Origin of the sequence: Legionella genomosp. 1 (assembly GCF_900640215.1) — a bacterium.
Lineage (GTDB): Bacteria > Pseudomonadota > Gammaproteobacteria > Legionellales > Legionellaceae > Legionella_C > Legionella_C quinlivanii_A.
The window spans coordinates 1-19,944 of record NZ_CAAAJH010000025.1; the positions used below are offsets into that span (position 1 = coordinate 1).

Here is a 19,944-nt window from a genome sequence, read left to right on the forward strand (position 1 = left end):
CTACATCTGTAAAAAATGCCTATTTGATCACTAAGGCATCCAACCTGCAACTCTTTTATACATTTTCGTGGGGATAAATCAGATCCCGAGCATAGCGAGGGATCTCCCCTCAATGGCACGGTCTTTAGCCAAAAGCGTTGTAAATATCGTTCATAGTTTTTCATGCAACCACCTGATTATAATCACAATTAACAAGCGCTTTTTATAGTATTTAAGTCTGTGCAACTGCAGGGAGATCCCTCGCGGTGCTCGGGATGACGTGCTGTGTTCGGATGACGTGGGGGTGCTCGGATGACGTGGGGGTGTTCGGATGACGTGGGGGGGCTCGGATGACGTGGTTGTGCTCGGGATGACTTGGAAAATTACATTTAATCAAAAAAAATATAAAGTTTTTTCTAATTGTGCCGTTATCAAGATCAACCAGTTGATAAATTGGGGGTAAAATCATGAGACAATGGTGCAAAATAATAATATTAATGATTTCTCTCCTTCCCGCCGCATGGTCAGAAAGCCGATTTGGAGAAACGCTTTGTAATGATCCGGATTATTTTTGTATGAAAATTAAATCCGGCGACACCTGGGCCAGCCTTTTTCCTAATGAGGAATCCAGGGATTTGGTGCGGCGCATTAATCGTATGAACATCAGGCTTAGAACAGGAATGGTTATCGCGATACCCAAAAATCTGGACAGAATAACTATCTATGACGTATCCCCTTTCCCGCGCTACATTGAATCAGACGGTGAGAAAACTATTTACATCAGCCAGAAAAAACTGGCATGGGGCGCTTATGATGAAGACGGTGAGTTACTTTGGTGGGGACCCATCTCTTCTGGAAATCCTCACTGTCACGGCGTTTATGGAGGCTGCTCAACCCCGACGGGTTCCTTTCGCGTCATTAGAAAACAGGATATAGACTGTATATCTACTGCGTTCCCACGGCGTGCGGATGGAAATAATGGCGGTGCAGAAATGCCTTATTGCATGCATTTCTTCCGCGGCTATGCTTTACATGGCAGTAATACAGTTCCCGGGTATCCTGACAGCCACGGCTGTATCAGGATGTTTACAGAGGATGCCCGCTGGTTAAACGAAGAGTTTGTCAGTGTTCCTGAGGATGGCGAACGAGGAACTCGGGTAGTCATCGATGATCCGAATAGCTGATTAAACTATTGTAACAGTGAAAATGCACCAACGACTCCTTGCTGAGCTAGCTGCCGCTTCAGGTTATCCGTCATGTTTCGCTCAGCAAAGGGGCCTACTTTCACCAGAAACCGCTCATTATACTTTTCAACAAATACCGGTGAAGGAGTGATACGAGCCAGCTTTTCCCTTAGCAATGCAGCCAATTGCTGAGAATTGAAGGCACCAGCCTGCACATAATAATAAGCAATATGCGGTTTACCAGGCTCCCTGACAGTTAAGGCTTCAATTTCTACCGCGGCGGTTCCCTTAGGCAACAAACCCAGCTTGCTTGCTGCTGCATAAGAGAGGTCAATCACTCTATCATCGTGGAAAGGGCCTCTATCATTCACCTTAACCACCGCCTCTCGCCCATTTTCAAGATTTTTCACCCGGACATAGGTGGGCAAAGGCAGGGTTTTATGCGCAGCGGTCATTGCATACATATCATAGTCATCCCCGCTTGATGTTCTCCTGCTGTGAAACTTGGTTCCATACCAGGACGCGATCCCTTTAGTCTTATAGCCGCTGGCACTACGCATGACCTCATAATTATGACCATTTACAGCGTAAGATCCGGGATTTCCATAGCGGCTGAAGGGTTCATAGACCGGGTTTACTTTATGAAAGCGCGTTGGTGGAGCGCCTGGAGGTGCCCCATCTTTTTTCTGAGCAGTAGACTGTTTTTGGCGGATTGATGATTTATTGCGTGGCGAAGAAATATTTTTACCCTCTTCCTGCACGGGAGGCTCGATTGTATTTACAGGTCCCTGGCAGGCAGTAAGCAACATCAATGGCAATAACCCAATCCAACGCATAAATTCTCACTTTAGTGGTTTAATGACTATGAAAATAATTTACATTCTACGAAAATTTTTTGTCAGACGATACAAGCAGCTTGCACACGGCCTTGAATCAACTTGAAAATATGCGATAGCTAATCTTCTAAGAAGGTAATTGGAGGGAGGCTGATGCTGTGTTAGACTAACAGGATTTTTGTAACAGCGAGTAAAATAATAAAATGAAGTGTTTGCAAATTTATTCCAAAGTAGCCTTAGCCGCCTCTCTTTTTCTCCAAAGCGCTGTATTCTATGCTGATACAGCTTTGCCTAATACCCCGATTCCAAGCCCCACTGTTACCAGTAAACCCCTTATCACCCCTTCTCCTCCAACCCTGAATGCCAAAGCCTATATTCTGATCGACGTCAATAGCGGCAAAATTATTGCCGAGAAAAATAGTGAGGAACAATTACCTCCTGCAAGCCTCACAAAAATGATGACTCTTTACGTCATCTCCAATGCGCTGCACAACGACCAGATCCATTTGACGGATAATGTCAGAATCAGCCGCGAAGCCTGGAAAACAGGTGGCTCAAGAATGTTTGTTAAAGAAGGTCAGATGGTAAGTATTGAAGATCTTCTGAAAGGGATTATTGTTGATTCAGGTAATGATGCCTGTGTTGCTATGGCAGAACATCTCGGTGGCAGTGAACCCGGCTTTGCTGAAATTATGAATCAACAGGCCCAGCAACTGGGAATGGTGAATAGCCACTTCACGGACAGTACCGGCCTGCCAGATCCCAATTTACATACTACTGCCAAAGATCTCGCTATTTTGGGACGTGCGCTGATTACTAACTTCCCTCAATACTATCACTGGTATGGTCAAAAATGGTTTACTTACAATGGAATTCGCCAGCCTAACCGTAATCGTCTGCTGTGGCGAGATAGTCAGGTTGATGGGGTTAAAACAGGTCATACCAATGATGCGGGTTTTTGTCTGGTATCTTCTGCCAAACGAGATAACATGCGCCTCCTGGCAGTCGTGCTAGGCTCTCCAAGCGATTCAGTCAGGGCAGATGACAGTGAACGTCTTCTGAATTATGGTTTTCGTTTTTTTGAAACACATCCTCTCTACAAAGCAGGACAAAGTATTACCAAAGTTCCCGTATACAAAGGCGCGTCAAGCGAGCTAAATGTAGGCTTACTGCAGGATCAGTACATCACTATACCTAATGGCCAATATCAACGCCTGAATATCACAACCACTGTAGCAGAAAGTCTCCAGGCACCGATTGAGAAAGGTGACAAGATTGGCGAGCTGGTTGTTCAATTTGATGATAAAACAATTGATACACACCCGGTTTACGCGCTCGAACCCGTTGAAAAAGGCGGCATCTTTACCCGCATGAAAGATTCCGTTCGTTTGATGTTCAAGCATTGGTTTGGATAAAAGACAAATGAATCAATTCGTTTATCTGAATGGACAAATCACACCCAGCCACGAGGCGAAGATCTCAATCTTCGATCGTGGCTTTCTGTTTGCTGACTCAGTGTATGAAGTTATTCCAGTCTATGATGGACGCCCCTTCTTTGTTGAAAAGCATCTCAGACGCTTAGAGTCGAGTCTCGATAAATCCAGAATCCCTGATCCGCAAATAGATTGGCTGCCTGTGTTCGATGAATTAATCAGACTCAATGGCCATGGTGACATGCAGTTATACATTCAGATTACCCGAGGTAATCAGGGAATGCGTAAACATGATATTCCTGACAAATTAGAACCTACAGTAGTGGCCTTCACTCTTCATAGCAGCTTTCCCACATCCGCTGCAGCGGAGGGGCTTCATGCGATAATTCTTGAAGATTACCGCTGGGAGCGGTGCGATATTAAATCAACCGCTTTGCTGGCTAATGTACTGCTCAATGATGAAGCTATTCGCCAAGGGGCAAATACGACCATCCTGACCAGAAAAGGCTTTGTTACCGAGGGAAGTGTGAGTAATGTATTTCTGCTAGGCAAAGACAATATTATCAGAACCCCCCCTCTGAACCACTATTGCCTTCCAGGCATTACCCGCGAAATTGCATTAGAATTAATAAAAGAGCTTAACTGGAAATTTATCGAGGAGCCCATTCCGGTACAAGATATTTTTACTGCATCCGAACTGTGGATTACCAGCAGTACCAAAGAAATTTATCCAGTTACCCGAGTCAATAATTTTCCGATTGGCGATGGTAAGGCGGGAATTTACTGGCAGAAAATTAATATCCGATACAAAGAGTTGGTTAGAAAACTATGAATGATAAACCTAGTCTGATTGAATTTCCCTGTGATTTCCCCTTAAAAATTATTGGAAGTAATACAGAGCGTTTCGTGGCAGAAATAACCGAGATCATCCTGAAACACTATCCTCAGACACCGGATCATAAAATCCAGTCTAAAAATAGCGAGCGAGGAAATTATGTCTCAGTAACTGTGACTGTGTTTATTTATGATCAGATTTCACTGGATAATCTGTACCGGGAGCTTACCAGTCATCCTGATATCAAAATGGTTTTATAATGATAATACGCAATCTTGGACTACAAACCTATCAGTCCGTTTGGGATGAAATGAAGGTCTTCACCAGCAACAGACAGATAGAAACCAGCGATGAATGCTGGATATTGGAGCATTTTCCAGTATATACCCAAGGTCAGGCAGGCAAGCCGGAACATTTACTCAATCCAGCGAACATTCCTGTCATCCAGTCCGATCGAGGCGGTCAGATTACTTATCATGGTCCCGGCCAATTAGTCGCCTATGTTTTAGTGGATTTAAAGCGAAGGCATATTGGTATTCGCACCCTTGTTTGTCAGCTGGAAGCCTTGTTGATTAGCTTGTTAGCCAATTATCAACTTGATGCCACAACTCGCTGCGGTGCTCCCGGCGTCTATTTTAATGAAAAAAAGATTGCATCTATTGGATTACGGGTGAAAAATGGCTGCACCTATCATGGAATTGCACTGAATGTGAATATGGACCTGCAACCCTTTAAAGGCATAAATCCCTGTGGCTTTAGTCAGTTAGAGATGACTCAGATTAGTGACTATGTACCAGGCATTGACTTGGCTGAGGTGAAACAAAAGCTTGCAGCACTTTTTTTAAAGCATTTTGAAACCTGACAAGTATGCAATTATTCTCCCATTACATTGAGCCTATGATTTCGTGGCTGCAGTATAATCCGCACTGGGCGTTATTTTTTACTTTTTTGGTTTCCTTCTCTGAATCCTTAGCCATTATTGGCAGCATCATTCCTGGGTCAATCACTATGACCGCGATAGGTATACTGGCAGGTACCGGCGTAATGCGTGTGGATTTAACACTGATAGCAGCAATTTTAGGAGCCATTGCAGGCGACAGCATCAGCTATCTTATTGGATACACCTTCAGAGACAGTATTATTTCTATCTGGCCATTTAAACGTTATCCCAACCTTTTAACCTATGGCAAAGATTATTTTAAACGCCACGGTGGTAAAAGTGTGTTGATTGGTCGCTTTGTGGGCCCGCTCCGCTCGATCATTCCGGTTATTGCCGGCATGATGGGAATGAGCCAATGGCGTTTTTTCATCGCCAATTTTATTTCAGCTATCGGCTGGTCCCTGCTTTATGTTCTGCCTGGAGTATTGATTGGTGCAGCAAGCTCCGAGCTTTCGCCAGAAAGTGCAGCACGCCTTCTGGTAGTTGTCTTACTATTACTCGGTTTAATCTGGTTATTCAGTGTAGTTTTGAAGTGGATAATCGTCAGAGTTAATCGATTATTACGTACAAGTCTGCATGACTTTTGGTCCTGGTCAAGCCGGCACCCGCATCTGGCTTCGATTATCTCCAGATTAACGCCTACCAATGAAAGCAATCATTATCAAACAGCGGGATTGTGCCTGGTATTTCTTGTCTGTTTGCTATGTTTACTGATTATTTCCTTTATGGTTTACGATCAGAAAGGTCTTTTTGTATTAAATCAGCCCGTTCATTTATTTCTACAGAGCTTGCGCGGAATTTCCTTCGACAGCTTTTTTATCATTCTGGTATCGGTAATTAGCCCCATTAATTTACTGGCAGTATGCGCCGGGGTTTTCATCATCTATTCCTGGCAACACAATTGGCGGCAGGCGGCCTACTGGATCAATCTGCATTTAAGCTGTGCATTGCTCATGTTATTCATTCACTGGCTGATACCAAGCGCCAGACCAGAGGGTCTGTTAAATATTCAGAGCGGTAATTCCTATCCTTCCATTGGTCTGAGCTTTGCAACTGCCCAATATACTATGCTTATGTACTTCAGCAATGATTTGCATAAAAACAGAGTTACCAGAACATTTAACAGTCTGGCTATTTCAGTATTAATTCTGGCGGGTTTTGGCACTATTTATTTAGGAGATCACTGGTTGACAGATATCTTGTCAGCCTATATGGCCGGATTAGGCTTAAGCACAATTCACTGGCTGTTTTATCGTCGCAAAATTTCTCTTATTGTCAGTCCTCTCTGGCTGAGATACTTTCTACTGGGACTTATTCTTGCCGGCACCTTGCTGAGAACGTTGCTGCATCATGATCAGGAAATTAAAAACCACCAGCCTTATTATGCGCAGTATGTTTTTACCGATGACCGCTGGTGGAATCAGACAGCCCCCCTTTTGCCTGCGTTTCGTACAAACCGAATCGGCAAACCAATTGCTTTATTTAATGTGCAGTATGCCGGCTCCATCAATCATCTGGAGGAAGAGTTAACCCGCCAAGGCTGGCGAAAGCAAAATGACTCATTGTTCTATGCCTTACTTAAACGGTTTAGTAAAAATTATTCTGCAGCAATTCCTCTGATGGCCCCGCTCTATTTAAACCGAAAACCAGTCCTGGTAATGACTTTTAAGCCAGGCCGGCGAAAACCCATGCTTATCCTGAGAATGTGGCGTTCAAATTTTCATTTGAAATCAATGAAGCAACCTCTATGGCTTGGCACACTGGAATCGCATCAGCCCCCTAAGCTGTCCAGTAAGGAAAAAACCTATACTATCAATGTTCTACACTTTCCTTTGTACTATATGAGCAAGTCTCTTCATATCTTTCCCCAGAAACAGATTAAATTCAATCTTGCGCGCCGTCAGGGAGTCGAAGTTCCCAAAGAGACGGTGATACTGCTCATCAAAGATCTGCCGCAACGAGTTCCAGAAGGATCTGAACAAAAGCTATAACCGTTTGCTGATGCCAATCTGATTGACGCGCAAAATCCTGATCAGTCATAAATCTATTACTTGATCTTTCACAAGCTGTAGAGCAATATAACTAACATCAGCTTATCGCGCAGGCTAGGCGATAATCCCATAGGTGTAGATTAATTCAGCGCCAAGATGTCTATTTAAGGAATATAATATGATTTCATTGATGAATTCTATCTATTTTATTTTTCCACTCATTAGTCTGGTATTACTCGCCTATGGTTTCAAATCCAGTCATAAAAACTATATTTCTCTGGCACTTTGGCTCAGCCTTATTGCGGTATTGCTGGAATACAAAACAGCAGGTGGTGAAATCCTTGGCAGTTATTTCAATTACAAGCATGCTGCTGTCTACTCTCTCAATCTAATAGTTCTGATCATTTGTATTGTTTATCTGCTGTGTTATTCGTTCAGGCAGTCTAAAAGCATACTTTATCGTTATATATCCGGTTTAACAGCAGCAATCGCAGTAACTGGTGCAGCAATTTTAATAAGCAATTTATGGATCAATGCGTTTTTCATCGAACACCGGCTTCAAAACACACCACTTCTACAGGTGGCAAGCTTCCAACAAGTTGAATACTGCAACTATAGTTATGTTTTTTATAAAATAAGTCCTGAAGGTAACGTTCAATACATGTGTCCCAATTATTATGGTCTGCTTCCATCAGTTGGCGGTTTACGCATTCCGCCAGCCCATGTTTTAAAGCAGCTGCCGCCTCAGTTACAGGCTAAATTCACTCATTCAGGGGTTAATTCGAAAATGCCGTAAATACTCATTTCGATTGCTGTTGACAATTTGTTCTATTGATTATTTTTTGGTACTATCGTGAAAAATTTATCTCATAAAAAAACCATGCAACGACTGCTAATCAGCTTATTTATTATATTTAGCCAGTCATCTCTGGCAATGGCTCCCAAATTGAATTGGAACCAAGCCGTTGATAATGCCATTATCAGATATGGTTTACGTACCGAGCCTGAATTAATTCGTTTTTTTTCCAAAGCGAATGTGGCTTATCCCCCCAAAGAAATAGCCCTGCTCGCCTTTAAACAGGAAAGGCAGATTGAGTTATGGGCTAAAAACGATAATCATGACTGGAAACACATCCATACCTATCCATTAACTGCATTTAGCGGCCGTCTGGGCCCTAAACTTAAAGAAAGAGACGGACAAATCCCGGAAGGTGTCTATAAACTGGTTACATTTAACCCTTTTAGCAGTATGCACTTGTCAATGATGATTAATTACCCGAATAATTTTGATCGGCTGCAAGCAAGTAAAGATGGGCGAACAAAATTGGGGGGTGATATATTTCTGCACGGGAAATCACTCTCTGTTGGCTGCCTTGCTGTAGGAGACAAGGCCATTGATCAATTATTTCTTTTAAGCCGCAGAGTAGGTCTTAACAATATCAAGATGATTATCGCGCCCAATGACTTGCGAGTTGCCAAACCAGCGACTTCAAATTTTGCTCAACCCAGATGGCTGCCTGAGTTATATAAACAAATCACTGATGCCTTGCATCAATTTCCAAAGAATAAAAAAATAGCTTGATGCAGCACATCATCATAGCCTTCTTATAGAGCTCTTCGCAGCCAACCTGTTGTCTTTGCGAACGAAGTGAAGCAATCCAGATCGAAACTTGAATAGTGGATTGCTTCGCTAACGCTCGCAAAGACAGTTTTTTTAACCCATTCCCATTATGGAACATCGAGCCTAGGCAATGTTGCACTTCGTCCTATTTCCAAAAGACTAAAATAATTATTTTCACAGAACTGATGCATGATCCTGGCCGTAGCGCCCCATACAAATTTGCTTTCATGAAGAAATCGAATAGTTTTGAATGTTAAGCCGCCTTTTTTAAACTCAATCTCCTGATAATTAGCTTGTATACAGATCTGATCAATCGGCAGCATAAATAGTTCAGAAACCTCTGCAGCATTGAGCGTGAACGGCTCTATTGAATTAACTGAGGCAAACCATGGGTGGATAATATAACCAGTCAGAGTATGCTCTTTTTCCATTGGGCAAATTAATCGAACCCGATCAGCTGCAATACCCAATTCCTCATACAACTCGCGTAAACCGGTGTCCTGGAGACTTCGATCCTCTTCTTGCCAGCCACCGCCAGGAAAACAGATTTCCCCGGGGTGGTTGCGCAGAAAAGGATTGCGTATAGTCAGCAGCAATGATTTGCTCTTTTCTTCAAAAAGAACGATGACCGCGGCTATCTTATTTTCCATTCTCTAACAATCCTTTCAGAATGGGATTAATTTTAATAAAACACTCATCATATTCCTTATCACACTCTGAATCTGTTACGATACCTCCACCTGCGGCAAACAAGAGTTTATTCCCTTTTGCAGTAATTGTCCGAATAGCAATATTCGTATCAAATCGCCCATGATTGGAGAAATACCCAATACTTCCACAATAAACCCCACGGGCAAAGGCTTCACTTTCAGCAATCACTTTCATTGACTCTAATTTGGGAGCCCCCGTGATCGAACCACCAGGAAAACAGGCCCCAAACGCTGTAAACATGCCAATATCTTCCCGGCATTCCGCTTCAATATGACTGACTAAATGATGAACGCCTTTATAACTTTGAAGTTCGCATAACCCAGTAACCCTGACGCTGCCTGTTTTTGCAATTTTCCCCAGATCATTTCGAAGTAAGTCCACAATCATTATGTTTTCAGCACGATTTTTTTCAGAATTTATCAATTCCAGTCTTGCTGCATTATCACGTGCTTCATTTTCATCATTCCTGGCAGTACCCTTTATTGGAGAAGTCGTTAATTTACCTTGCGTATAAGTCAGAAAGCATTCGGGAGAAAATGATAAAATATCTGCATCTTCAAGCTTAATGAATGCACCATAGGGAACAGGATTTACTGCTCTGATTGTTCGATAAATGGCATAACTGTCCCCATCATAACCCATAGAAAAGCCTTGAGTTAAGTTAGCCTGATAACAGCGGCCATGAAATAGCGCTTCCTGAATAAAACGAAACGATTTTTGATAATCATCACAGGAAATAAATGAGCATAGGGGGAGCTGAATTTTGAACTCACCATCCGTAACGGCTCCCTTGCCAGCTTGCAGCCATAACTCCGCCATAGCAGCGGCAATTTCCGGAGTTTCCTTCCTGGTATTGGCAGCGAATAAACTCACTTTTTTTAAATGATGATCAACTATAATTGCCCAGTCATATAGCCCCAGGTGAAATAATGGCATACCCTCCATGTCAGGATGGGTTTTCATCTCTATTCCAGCGAGCTGACAAGCCAGATCATAGGAAAAATAGCCTATTGCGCCTCCCTGAAACGGCAAATCGCAGCTTGAAGGGACAGGGGGCAACAATGAATCGAGATAAGTGAACAGATTATTTAAATCCGATAGATGCTTTTCATCAACAAGCTCATATGGGAATGCTGTCAGAATATCAAAACGACCTCGAAGTTGATCTGCACTTTCAATAAGCACAAAGCCAGTTAATTGACTAAATTTACTATAGTTATGACATAAATTTGACGGATAAGATAATTCTAATATATTATACTCGAACAAGTTACATCCTTTTTGTACAATTTAACCTAATAATGATAATTTAAATTGAAAAAGGATTCCATTAAATTTCTCAACTATCAACTGCATATGAAAGTAAGTTTTCTAAAGGTTATACCTAATTCTGCCCTGCTCTGGGAGTACAATCCTGAATCCAACACAGCCGAATATATTTTTAAGACAGAGAGTGATCTGCTTAAAGTGGTGACACCCCGAGCCGCCATTGTGGACGCCATGAGACAAATTAATGGGATCCGACTAGAGGACAGCCGTGCGGTCATTGATGACGTAAAGGAATTTATAAAAACTTATCCGATGCTGGAAGTACCTATACAACAATCAGTTCCGGAAAAAACAGGTAAAGCCTCAGACATAGAAAAAACAAACCTACCCGGTTTTTCCATGTTCAAACGCAACACATCAACTCGTATCCAGGGAAGCAAAGCCACCAAAACCCAGAGGGCATCTTTATCACTGGAAAACTATTCAGAAAATAGAGAGCGAACAAAGAGTCAAATCGCTGATACCTCTTCTGAAGACTCCCGTCATTCTGTACAGTTACCAATTATGCGCCAAAGCTCCCCCTTGAAACCGCTTGATGCTGCCGCGCTATCCGGTAAAGCTTCCTACATCCCGGGAAGTTTTAATATCGACACAATCATTCCAAAAGAAAGATCACCCGAAGCCTGGCGCCAAACCCTGGTGTTTCTTGATGCGCTTGGTGAGAAAACAACTAAAGACAAACAAAAAAGTGCTATGCAGCTGTTAAGAGACGAGCAGGATATCATCAAGGAATTACATCTAGTCGAGATGACCAAATTATATGAAATCAAAGGGTCACTCATCCGAAAACTTAAAAAATTTCTTGATATTATTGAGAACGCTTTACAGCAGGTCGATCCTAAATACCCTTTTCCCGCAACAATCTTTTCTTATTTTCAAAGGGCCATTGTTGAAGCGATGGTAAATACCGAAGAAAATCTCAAAGCCTACGGAGAGATTAATGCCAGAACCAGCAAATCCAAATCAGAGGCGGCGCGATTTATAAAACGCCAGGCTGAAAAATCGGAACTGGTAATGGGTCGCTTATTAGCTTTTCATTATTTTACCAGCTCTGAGTTAACTCAGATTCAAGACGATAATCTGTCGCTGCAATCTTTTCTGGCACAAGTCAAAATCAAACTTAAACCCAAACGTCAGAAACTTGATTTATTACTAGCGGGAATGACACAGCTTATTCTTGAATCTCTTGAATATGAGTGGATGTTCAAAAAAGAAATTGAACGTATTTCAAATGAGTGTTCTAAACATCCTCAGCAGATTGAAATTGCCATGCTTGAATCCGAAAAAGATGGACAGGCGCAATGCATGTACTCTATTTATGCCTTGATCAAAGGGGTTATCGCACCTTCGGAATTACATAAAAAATCCAGTAGCGAACTGGATCGCTTTATTTTTTCATTAATGGGCGATCTGATTAATTATGTGAAAGTACAATACTATTGTATCTCCCCTTTTGTTGGCAATATCAGCTTAAAGGGCACCTGGAAAGACGAGCATAAAGATCCAAGAGATTTCTATATTTATGAGGACTTTGCAGTGCAATTAAGGAGCTCTTTAAAAGCGCTGGTTACTCCCCTCCTTTATTCAACTGGTAAATATGCCTTTCCCTCGGAAGAAAAACGGTTTAATTCAGTAAATGATTCTACCGAGGAAAAACTGGTCCCTTTTAAAACGCTTTTGCTAAATCACCTTATCGAGAGCATCAATAAGCTCATCAAAAATGCCACGGATAATATAGTTCCTGCTACCAGCAACGCTGGTGAGAAAACTGAAGATACAGGTGTATACGAATCAGCAGAAAAGGAAAGCTCTTCATTAGCCCTTTAGAAAAAACTGTTTCAAACAAGGATGGTTTTTAAGAGAAATAATGAGTATTCTATGGCGATATGTTGTGAACAAGGAGAAAATCCGTGACAACAGTCGCCCAGTTTGAAATTCAATTCAACCAGTGTATTAATGAAAATGGTGAGGCCTGTGCTGTCTTACCTGATTTTGCGAAAGAGGATCAGGTTCTGCAGGATCTTTACCGTATTATGGTAAGGACACGCATCTTTGATCGGAAAGCCATCGCATTACAGCGTACAGGGAAGATGGGAACTTATGCCCCTATCAATGGCCAGGAAGCAATATCAACGGCCATTGGTCATGCCATGCGCCCGGAAGACGTGCTTGTTCCCTATTATCGGGATTACGCCGCGCAATTCCAGCGTGGTGTAAAAATGTCGGAAATTCTTGCTTATTGGGGTGGCGATGAACGTGGAAGCCATTTTGCCAATAACAAGGAAGATCTCCCAATTTGCGTGCCAATCGCGTCACAATGCCTGCATGCAGCAGGCGTGGCCTTTGCCTTTAAATATCGTCATCAATCTCGTGTGGCCGTAACCTGTATCGGCGAAGGCGGTACATCGGAAGGTGATTTCTATGAAGCAATGAACGTTGCCGGCACCTGGAATCTTCCTGTGGTTTTTATTGTTAATAACAACCAGTGGGCTATTTCAGTACCTCTTTCCAAACAGACAGCAACAGAAACTGTCGCACAGAAAGCAATCGCCGCCGGTTTTACAGGCGTACAAGTCGATGGAAATGATGTAGTAGCCTGCCGTAAAGTCATTGGCGAGGCCATTGAAAAGGCCAGACGCGGTGAAGGACCAACGCTCATCGAAGCATTGACTTACCGGCTTTGTGATCATACCACAGCAGATGATGCAACCCGCTATCAACCTCAGAATGAAGTCGATGCAGCAAAACCTAAAGAGCCCATCAGCCGATTTCGTCATTTCCTTGAGGCAAACAATTTATGGGATGCGGCTCGTGAAGAACAGCTAACTATTGAAGCAAGCACTGAAGTTCAGGCAGCGGTTGATGAATATCTTGGTCAGAAAAGGCAGTCAATTACCAGCATTTTTGATTATCACTATGAAACCTTACCCGATTATCTGATTGAGCAGCGGGCCATTGCAATGGAGGAAGCCGACAATGCCTGAAATTACCCTCATAGAAGCAGTCACCCAGGCACTGGCTTATGAATTGGCACATGATGAAAACGTCGTTGTGTTTGGTGAAGATGTGGGCAAAAATGGCGGAGTGTTCAGAGCCACTGTCGGCCTCCAGGAACGTTTTGGCGAAGAGCGGGTTTTTGATACTCCTCTGGCGGAATCGATGATTGCCGGATTGTCAGTGGGAATGTCAGTTCAGGGGATAAAACCCGTTGCTGAATTCCAGTTTATGGGTTTCATTTATCCTGCATTTAACCAGATTCTTTCTCATGCGGCGCGTATGAGAAATCGAACTCGCGGCCGTCTGCACTGTCCGATTGTTTTCAGAGCTCCCTTCGGCGGCGGTATTCGTGCACCTGAGCATCACTCAGAAAGCACTGAAGCCCTTTTTACTCACATACCTGGATTGCAGGTGGTGATTCCCTCCTCACCCAAAAGAGCCTATGGATTATTATTAGCGGCAATCAGAAATCCTGATCCGGTAATATTCCTTGAACCTAAACGTATCTATCGTCTGGTGAAACAACCTGTTGAAGATAACGGTGAAGCCCTGCCTCTTGGAAAATGCTTTACTCTGCAACAGGGAAGCGATGTCACTCTGGTCAGTTGGGGCGCCAGCATTCATGAAACTATGCAGGCTGCCAAACAATTACAGGACGAAGGCATTTCCTGCGAAGTGATTGATGTGGCAACTATTAAGCCTTTGGACATCGAAACAATTATTAACTCAGTTGAAAAAACCGGCCGCTGCGTGATTGTCCATGAAGCAGCAAGAACCTGTGGGGTTGGTGCAGAAATATCGGCTCAATTAATGGAAAACTGTCTTGGTGATTTACAGGCTCCCGTTCAACGGGTAACGGGCTATGATACGGTAATGCCCTATTTTCAACTTGAAAAATTTTACATTCCGAGTGTCCAGCGTATTAAGGACAGCGTACTCAGTATAATGGAGTAATTATGAATATTTTTAATCTGCCTGATTTGGGTGAGGGTCTGCCTGATGCTGAAATTCATGAGTGGTTTGTAAAGGAAGGCGACCGGGTCAAACTGGATCAACCGCTGGTGTCTATGGAAACTGCGAAAGCGGTGGTAGACGTTCCCTGCCCTCAGGACGGCACCATTGTTAAGTTATTTGGAAAGCCTGGCGATGTACTGAAAACCGGTACCCCTTTAGTCGCATTTGCTGAAACAACCGCAGCAAGAACCGATAAAGGTACTGTGGTCGGCAATCTCGAAGAGAGCCATGATGTCAGTGAAGATAATTTTACAATCGGCTCAATAAGCCCCTCAGCATCTGAAAACAATAAACGCCCTAAAGCGACGCCTGCAGTACGCGTTTTAGCTAAAAAATTGGGCGTGGATTTGTGCACCCTGGCTGGCACAGGTCAGCATGGGATGATAACACGTGATGATGTGGAACGTGCCGCAAGCCCTAAAACAAGCATACCCGAAGGATTTGAACCTTTACGTGGTGTACGACGTGCGATGTTAAACAGCATGGTTCAATCTCATCAGGTTATCGTACCTGTAAGCATCTTCGATGAAGCCGATATTGAAGCCTGGCAACCTAATCAGGATATTACTGCCCGTCTCATTCGTGCAATAGCGGATGGTGCAAAGAAAGAGCCTGCTCTCAATGCCTGGTTCAACACAGAACATTCTGCTCGTAAATGTTTTGAAAGTGTTCATTTGGGTCTGGCAATGGATACAGAGGATGGATTGTTTGTGCCGGTTATTCATGACGCAGATAAAAAATCAGCGCAGGAACTAAGAACCATCATCGATGAATTTAAAAAATCTGTCCGTGAGCGAGCGGTTCCCGCAGATAAGCTAAAAGGGGCAACAATCACCCTGTCAAACTTTGGAAAATTTGCGGGCAAATTCGCAAGTCCCATTATTGTTCCACCAATGGTTGCTATTTTAGCCGTAGGCCGTTTGTACAGCGGGGCAGTTACCGCAAGTGGACAGATAAAATCCCACCGCTTGCTTCCGCTTTCCCTAAGCTTTGATCACCGAGCTGTAACCGGTGGAGAAGCCACTCGTTTCCTGGGTGCTGTGATTGAGTCATTGCAAAAACCGGAATGATTAAGAATATCTGATCCCCTCTCCACCGCGCGCAGCGGGGGAGAGGGTTAGGGAGAGGGGGCTATAAACAAGGTCGCGTAGCGATTCATTAATCATATTTCTGTGGCGATGGTTTATTGCCACAACAAAATGGAATCACTAACGTGATAAACTTTTTAACCCCCTCACCCTACCCTCTCCCCCACGCTGAGCGCGGTGGAGAGGGGATAACATTACTTCTTAGCCTGACCGCTATGGGCGAAAGCCCTGACCTACGAAGCTGTAAAGCCTATATCATCTAACCATCTTGTGATGAGTATTCAAAATTACAAGCGCTTGTTGTGCGTCCGCTTGTCCAGCCGCTGCAGCTCTGTTGATCCATAGCCAGGCCTTTTCACGATCTTCAACAACCCCTCGTCCATAGTAATACATATAACCCACTGCATATTGTGCATCTGGCTGGCCGCCTTCCGCTGCAGGCAAGAGGTGAATGAAGGCTTTTCTATAATCCTGTGCACGGAAACAGGCAATCCCTTCATCGAAATTTACAGCTCTGAAACAGGCCGTCTGTAAAAAACAACAAATTAAGAGAATGATTAATTTTGAAACTAATCGCATACTGGCTAATCCTTAAAAAGCGGCTTGACCGGCCCATCAAAATGGAGCTGGTTTTTGGGTAACTTGATGCTCTCTAAAGCACCATTATGCAAAACAACGATATCCTGCTCATTGATTGATTTAATCGTTGCGCCACCCGGTAAGCTATCTCCAATCACATAAAGTCGCTCCTGACCTCCAGCAGAACGTATCAATACCTGAGAGGCGTTTTTTTCCGGGGAATACATGATTCCTACTATCTCAAGATCAAGCATTGATTCTTTAATATCTTGCCCTGATAAATTAACAGGAACATAAACTCCAAACAATGCTGCTTTAAAAATAGCAGACTTTTTATTCAGCTCTTCCTGGCTCGGTCCAGGCTTGACCCTCTCAATATTTAATTCAGCAGAACTCTGCTCCTGAGACTTTATCGCAAGAGAGTACATTTCAGTCAGGAATAAGGCCAGGAAAATCGTAAACAGGAGTATTGCGATTAATTTAACCGGCTCGCCGAGCAGTTCGGAATTTAGTTTGGTCAGCCTCACATCACTCTGATAGATTGAAATAATTACCCTAGTTTAAATTAAACAGCATCGGGTTTAAACTGCAAAAACGAAATTTAGCGCTCATTCTGATGATTTCTATTCCGCCGATTGAGAAGAGGGAGGTATCTAGGCTATATTGAACAAATAACAGGATATTTTTGCCAAGGACTTGCAATGCAAACACAAAATGAAGCCCCTCACGTTCGATTAGCTACAATGTCTCGCTGGTATGTCGTCTCAAGAGCTATTCATGCCATTGCTTCTCTTGGAATCGCAAACTGCATGACAGAAACACCCCTCAGTGTTAAAGAAATTGCAGCAAAAAGCGGCACGGATCCCGAACTTCTAGGCAGGCTTATGAAGTTTTTAAGCTCCTATGGCTTATTTGAATACCAGACACCTGACGTCTATGCATTGACAGAGCTGTCAAAACCGCTTCGCGATGATGATCCTCATTCTGTTCGGGACGTCTTACGAATGGTTGATGATAACTGGTGGGATGCCTTTTCAATGCTTGATCAAAGTATAAAAAATGGTAAATCAGCATTTGAACATAAACATGGCGAAGAATTTTTCACCTTTCTTAGCAATCATGCCGAAAAGCAGGCAAATTTCGATAGAGGGATGGCTAAACTCTCGACCTACGATGATGAGCCTATTGCGAAATGCTACAACTTTGGCCAGTTTCAGTCGCTGGCTGATATGGGAGGCGGCCGCGGGGGAATGGCTAAGGCAATTCATAAGTATTATCCGGAACTATCCATCACTGTGTTTGATACTCCGTCAGTAATTGATCAGTTGTCAAACTCTGACTTTCCCTCCGGGATACAATTGCAGGCCGGAGATTTTTTTGCTGAAATCCCCATGGTCGATGCCTATTTATATAAAGGGGTTCTTCATGATTTTAATGACGAAATGATGAAGACCATTCTCACTAATTGCTATCAGCGCATGCCGCAGTCTTCCACTTTACTGATTGCGGAACAGGTCATGCCTGTTAATGATCTGCCGCATCCTAACAAAACGATGGATATCGTAATGATGGTATTATTGGATGGCAGGCAACGCTCACTGGCTGAGTGGCAACAATGTATTGAACCAGCAGGTTTTGAATTTGTGAGCAGCTATCCGACTTCCAGTGTGTTTACTTTGATGGAATTCAGACGAAAATCCTGACCTTCAGGAAAGCCATTGCCTTACTCAAAAGCGATAGTAATGGCTTTCCTTTCGATTGAATTGATTAAGCTCATGAGTTCTCAGCTCAATAGTGCATTCCCCTGCCTTTGCCTCAATCAGATAAAAACTGTTTCGATCATCGCGAGTTCGCTGGCATGACAGAGACCCCGCATGCAGCAAAGCGAACGACTCCTGGCCGTTTTTTTCGAGAAAGCTGACATTCGCATAATGCAGATGTCCGGTGCAAATCAGATGAACAGCAGACTTTTTAAGCGATTCAATAAACTCGCGCGTGTTACTTAATGGCCTGTGCAAGCCCTCAAAATGCTGAAAGTTGTGATGAAAAAAGAGAATATTTAACTTATTTGCAGCCTCACTAAAATAAGTTTCAATTTTCTTTAAACTATCCAAAGAAAGCTTACCGTCTTTTATACTGTAAGGATTAACGCTATTGAGTCCCAAAATGCGTACGCTTTCATTTTCATAGCTCACTTCCATTGCATTTGAAATAAAGTGCCGATATTTATCAAACGGGGTAAGAAAGCGCTGAATTAAATCAAATGCAGGAACATCATGATTTCCAGGAACAATCAGAACCTTGCCGGGCAGACGGGAGAGGAAGGCTTTCAGATCACGGAATTGCTCAGAACGGGCGCGATGAGTCAGATCCCCCGAAATAATAATAATTTCAGGCTGGATTGCAGCCGCCTCTATCAAAAAACGATGTATTATTTCCTGTCGATGTAATCCAAAATGTAAATCGGATATGTGAATGATTTTCATGAGCTAACCAGCAAGTTTAGTGAATCGGGTAATAATCGATATTTTAATGGCAAAGTCATTTTATGAGCATCACCATCCAGAGATACACTGATTTCTTTATATTTTTCAATATTAATTTCTAAAGGATAACTGCTGCAGGTCGCTTCAAAATGATTATTGTTTCCCAGCAAGACATCGAAAATTTTAGTAATCTCTATTCTTCCATGCTTTAAATAATAAACTCCCAGCTTATGTTCATTGAAGCTTTCACGAGCGAATTTAGCAGGAAATTCCCAGCTATAGCAATTATTACTAATCATAATAAATGATGACCGAAGGCGAAGATCCATTTCTTCACCGTTAAGCCTGATGCTGTATGTTTTATGTGTGCGCAAAGCGTGTATAAAACTGGGTATATAGCCCAGCCATTTGTTAATCCGTTTAGCATAGGAGTCTCGTTTTTTTGCAAAGCGCGGATAAAATCCGATGGAAGAATTATTTATAAATACATGGTCATTGACCTGAGCAATATCAATTTTTTTAACAACAGGAGAGTGAAGAGCACCAATGAGCTCATCAATTGTTGTTGCCAGCTTTAACTCTCTGGCAAAATGATTCAAAGTACCTAAGGCCAATACGCCCATTGTGGTAGTCGAATTAACCAGCAACTGGGCAGCACTGCGAAGCGTTCCATCGCCTCCGCCAATTAGAATTAAGTCGAATTTCTTCTGGCAAAGCTTAATGGTGTCCTCAAGAGATTCCGGCGCTACGGAAAAAAACTGGTACTGGAATCCTGCTTCCGACAATCGCGATAAATAGCTATCGATTTTCTCTGCATTTCGTGCCTGTTGGTTAACAATGATAGCAAAATTTCTGGTATCCAGATTACTCATTGTTATACAGGACGAAATGAACGGTTAGAATGGGCATGCTTTCTCATCC

General features: G+C 42.9%; 20 protein-coding genes. 13 read left to right on the plus strand and 7 right to left on the minus strand.

Annotated features, from left to right (window positions below):
* Positions 1 to 476 precede the first annotated feature (476 nt).
* Positions 477 to 1,163 carry a L,D-transpeptidase gene (locus E1O89_RS14800; protein ID WP_370637234.1) on the plus strand — a complete coding sequence of 229 codons (687 nt, stop codon included), beginning with the start codon at positions 477 to 479 and terminating at the stop codon, positions 1,161 to 1,163.
* A 5-nt stretch (positions 1,164 to 1,168) separates the two neighbouring features.
* On the opposite strand, the gene E1O89_RS14805 is transcribed toward E1O89_RS14800, so the two are convergent.
* Positions 1,169 to 1,999 (minus strand): septal ring lytic transglycosylase RlpA family protein, encoded by an 831-nt coding sequence (locus E1O89_RS14805; protein ID WP_133140831.1) that lies wholly within the window; start codon positions 1,997 to 1,999, stop codon positions 1,169 to 1,171.
* Between the two features lie 203 nt (positions 2,000 to 2,202).
* On the opposite strand from E1O89_RS14805, the gene E1O89_RS14810 reads away from it, so the two are divergent.
* The 7 genes from E1O89_RS14810 (at position 2,203) to E1O89_RS14840 (ending at position 8,780) form a co-directional block, all read left to right on the plus strand.
* Positions 2,203 to 3,414, plus strand: coding sequence for a D-alanyl-D-alanine carboxypeptidase family protein (locus E1O89_RS14810; RefSeq protein WP_133140832.1), 1,212 nt, complete (start codon positions 2,203 to 2,205; stop codon positions 3,412 to 3,414).
* A gap of 7 nt (positions 3,415 to 3,421) precedes the next feature.
* Positions 3,422 to 4,264 (plus strand): aminotransferase class IV, encoded by an 843-nt coding sequence (locus tag E1O89_RS14815; protein WP_133140833.1) that lies wholly within the window; start codon positions 3,422 to 3,424, stop codon positions 4,262 to 4,264.
* Positions 4,261 to 4,527: a YbeD family protein gene (locus tag E1O89_RS14820; RefSeq protein WP_133140834.1), complete on the plus strand. Its 267-nt coding sequence runs from the start codon at positions 4,261 to 4,263 to the stop codon at positions 4,525 to 4,527. Before E1O89_RS14815 ends, E1O89_RS14820 begins: the two co-directional genes overlap by 4 nt.
* Positions 4,527 to 5,129, plus strand: a complete 603-nt coding sequence (lipB, locus tag E1O89_RS14825; protein WP_133140835.1) for a lipoyl(octanoyl) transferase LipB — start codon at positions 4,527 to 4,529, stop codon at positions 5,127 to 5,129. The genes E1O89_RS14820 and lipB overlap by 1 nt, the downstream gene beginning before the upstream one ends.
* 35 nt (positions 5,130 to 5,164) lie before the next feature.
* Positions 5,165 to 7,198 carry a bifunctional DedA family/phosphatase PAP2 family protein gene (locus tag E1O89_RS14830; RefSeq protein ID WP_165483177.1) on the plus strand — a complete coding sequence of 678 codons (2,034 nt, stop codon included), beginning with the start codon at positions 5,165 to 5,167 and terminating at the stop codon, positions 7,196 to 7,198.
* A gap of 178 nt (positions 7,199 to 7,376) precedes the next feature.
* Complete coding sequence (locus E1O89_RS14835) at positions 7,377 to 7,994, plus strand: type I secretion system protein LssZ (protein ID WP_133140837.1); 618 nt, start codon at positions 7,377 to 7,379, stop codon at positions 7,992 to 7,994.
* 84 nt (positions 7,995 to 8,078) lie between these two features.
* Positions 8,079 to 8,780, plus strand: coding sequence for a murein L,D-transpeptidase family protein (locus E1O89_RS14840; RefSeq protein WP_187347046.1), 702 nt, complete (start codon positions 8,079 to 8,081; stop codon positions 8,778 to 8,780).
* 146 nt (positions 8,781 to 8,926) lie between these two features.
* Here E1O89_RS14840 and E1O89_RS14845 read toward each other — a convergent pair whose 3' ends face one another.
* Together E1O89_RS14845 and pabB are read right to left on the minus strand one after the other, a co-directional pair.
* Positions 8,927 to 9,469 carry an NUDIX hydrolase gene (locus E1O89_RS14845; protein ID WP_133140838.1) on the minus strand — a complete coding sequence of 181 codons (543 nt, stop codon included), beginning with the start codon at positions 9,467 to 9,469 and terminating at the stop codon, positions 8,927 to 8,929.
* Positions 9,459 to 10,799, minus strand: coding sequence for an aminodeoxychorismate synthase component I (gene pabB, locus E1O89_RS14850; RefSeq protein WP_165483178.1), 1,341 nt, complete (start codon positions 10,797 to 10,799; stop codon positions 9,459 to 9,461). Before pabB ends, E1O89_RS14845 begins: the two co-directional genes overlap by 11 nt.
* 45 nt (positions 10,800 to 10,844) lie before the next feature.
* On the opposite strand from pabB, the gene E1O89_RS14855 reads away from it, so the two are divergent.
* The 4 genes from E1O89_RS14855 to E1O89_RS14870 all read left to right on the plus strand — a co-directional run bounded on the left by E1O89_RS14855 (position 10,845) and on the right by E1O89_RS14870 (position 15,940).
* Entirely contained in the window at positions 10,845 to 12,686 is a 1,842-nt protein-coding gene (locus E1O89_RS14855; protein WP_133140839.1) for a hypothetical protein, read from the plus strand.
* Positions 12,687 to 12,769: 83 nt separating this feature from the next.
* The gene (gene pdhA, locus E1O89_RS14860) at positions 12,770 to 13,843 is read left to right on the plus strand and encodes a pyruvate dehydrogenase (acetyl-transferring) E1 component subunit alpha (RefSeq protein ID WP_133140840.1); all 1,074 of its coding nucleotides are present in this window, start codon (positions 12,770 to 12,772) and stop codon (positions 13,841 to 13,843) included.
* Complete coding sequence (locus E1O89_RS14865; protein ID WP_133140841.1) at positions 13,836 to 14,810, plus strand: alpha-ketoacid dehydrogenase subunit beta; 975 nt, start codon at positions 13,836 to 13,838, stop codon at positions 14,808 to 14,810. The genes pdhA and E1O89_RS14865 overlap by 8 nt, the downstream gene beginning before the upstream one ends.
* 2 nt (positions 14,811 to 14,812) lie before the next feature.
* The gene (locus tag E1O89_RS14870) at positions 14,813 to 15,940 is read left to right on the plus strand and encodes a dihydrolipoamide acetyltransferase family protein (RefSeq protein ID WP_133140842.1); all 1,128 of its coding nucleotides are present in this window, start codon (positions 14,813 to 14,815) and stop codon (positions 15,938 to 15,940) included.
* A 273-nt stretch (positions 15,941 to 16,213) separates the two neighbouring features.
* On the opposite strand, the gene E1O89_RS14875 is transcribed toward E1O89_RS14870, so the two are convergent.
* Positions 16,214 to 16,537 (minus strand): tetratricopeptide repeat protein, encoded by a 324-nt coding sequence (locus E1O89_RS14875; protein WP_112219672.1) that lies wholly within the window; start codon positions 16,535 to 16,537, stop codon positions 16,214 to 16,216.
* Between the two features lie 5 nt (positions 16,538 to 16,542).
* Positions 16,543 to 17,064 carry a type II secretion system protein N gene (locus tag E1O89_RS14880; RefSeq protein WP_133140843.1) on the minus strand — a complete coding sequence of 174 codons (522 nt, stop codon included), beginning with the start codon at positions 17,062 to 17,064 and terminating at the stop codon, positions 16,543 to 16,545.
* Between the two features lie 174 nt (positions 17,065 to 17,238).
* Between E1O89_RS14880 and E1O89_RS14885 the strand changes: the two genes are divergently transcribed.
* Positions 17,239 to 18,240 (plus strand): methyltransferase, encoded by a 1,002-nt coding sequence (locus tag E1O89_RS14885; protein ID WP_133140844.1) that lies wholly within the window; start codon positions 17,239 to 17,241, stop codon positions 18,238 to 18,240.
* A gap of 24 nt (positions 18,241 to 18,264) precedes the next feature.
* On the opposite strand, the gene E1O89_RS14890 is transcribed toward E1O89_RS14885, so the two are convergent.
* On the minus strand, positions 18,265 to 19,023 hold the full coding sequence (locus E1O89_RS14890) for a metallophosphoesterase family protein (RefSeq protein ID WP_133140845.1): 759 nt from the start codon (positions 19,021 to 19,023) through the stop codon (positions 18,265 to 18,267).
* Complete coding sequence (locus E1O89_RS14895) at positions 19,020 to 19,895, minus strand: diacylglycerol/lipid kinase family protein (protein ID WP_133140846.1); 876 nt, start codon at positions 19,893 to 19,895, stop codon at positions 19,020 to 19,022. The genes E1O89_RS14890 and E1O89_RS14895 overlap by 4 nt, the downstream gene beginning before the upstream one ends.
* Positions 19,896 to 19,944 lie beyond the last annotated feature (49 nt).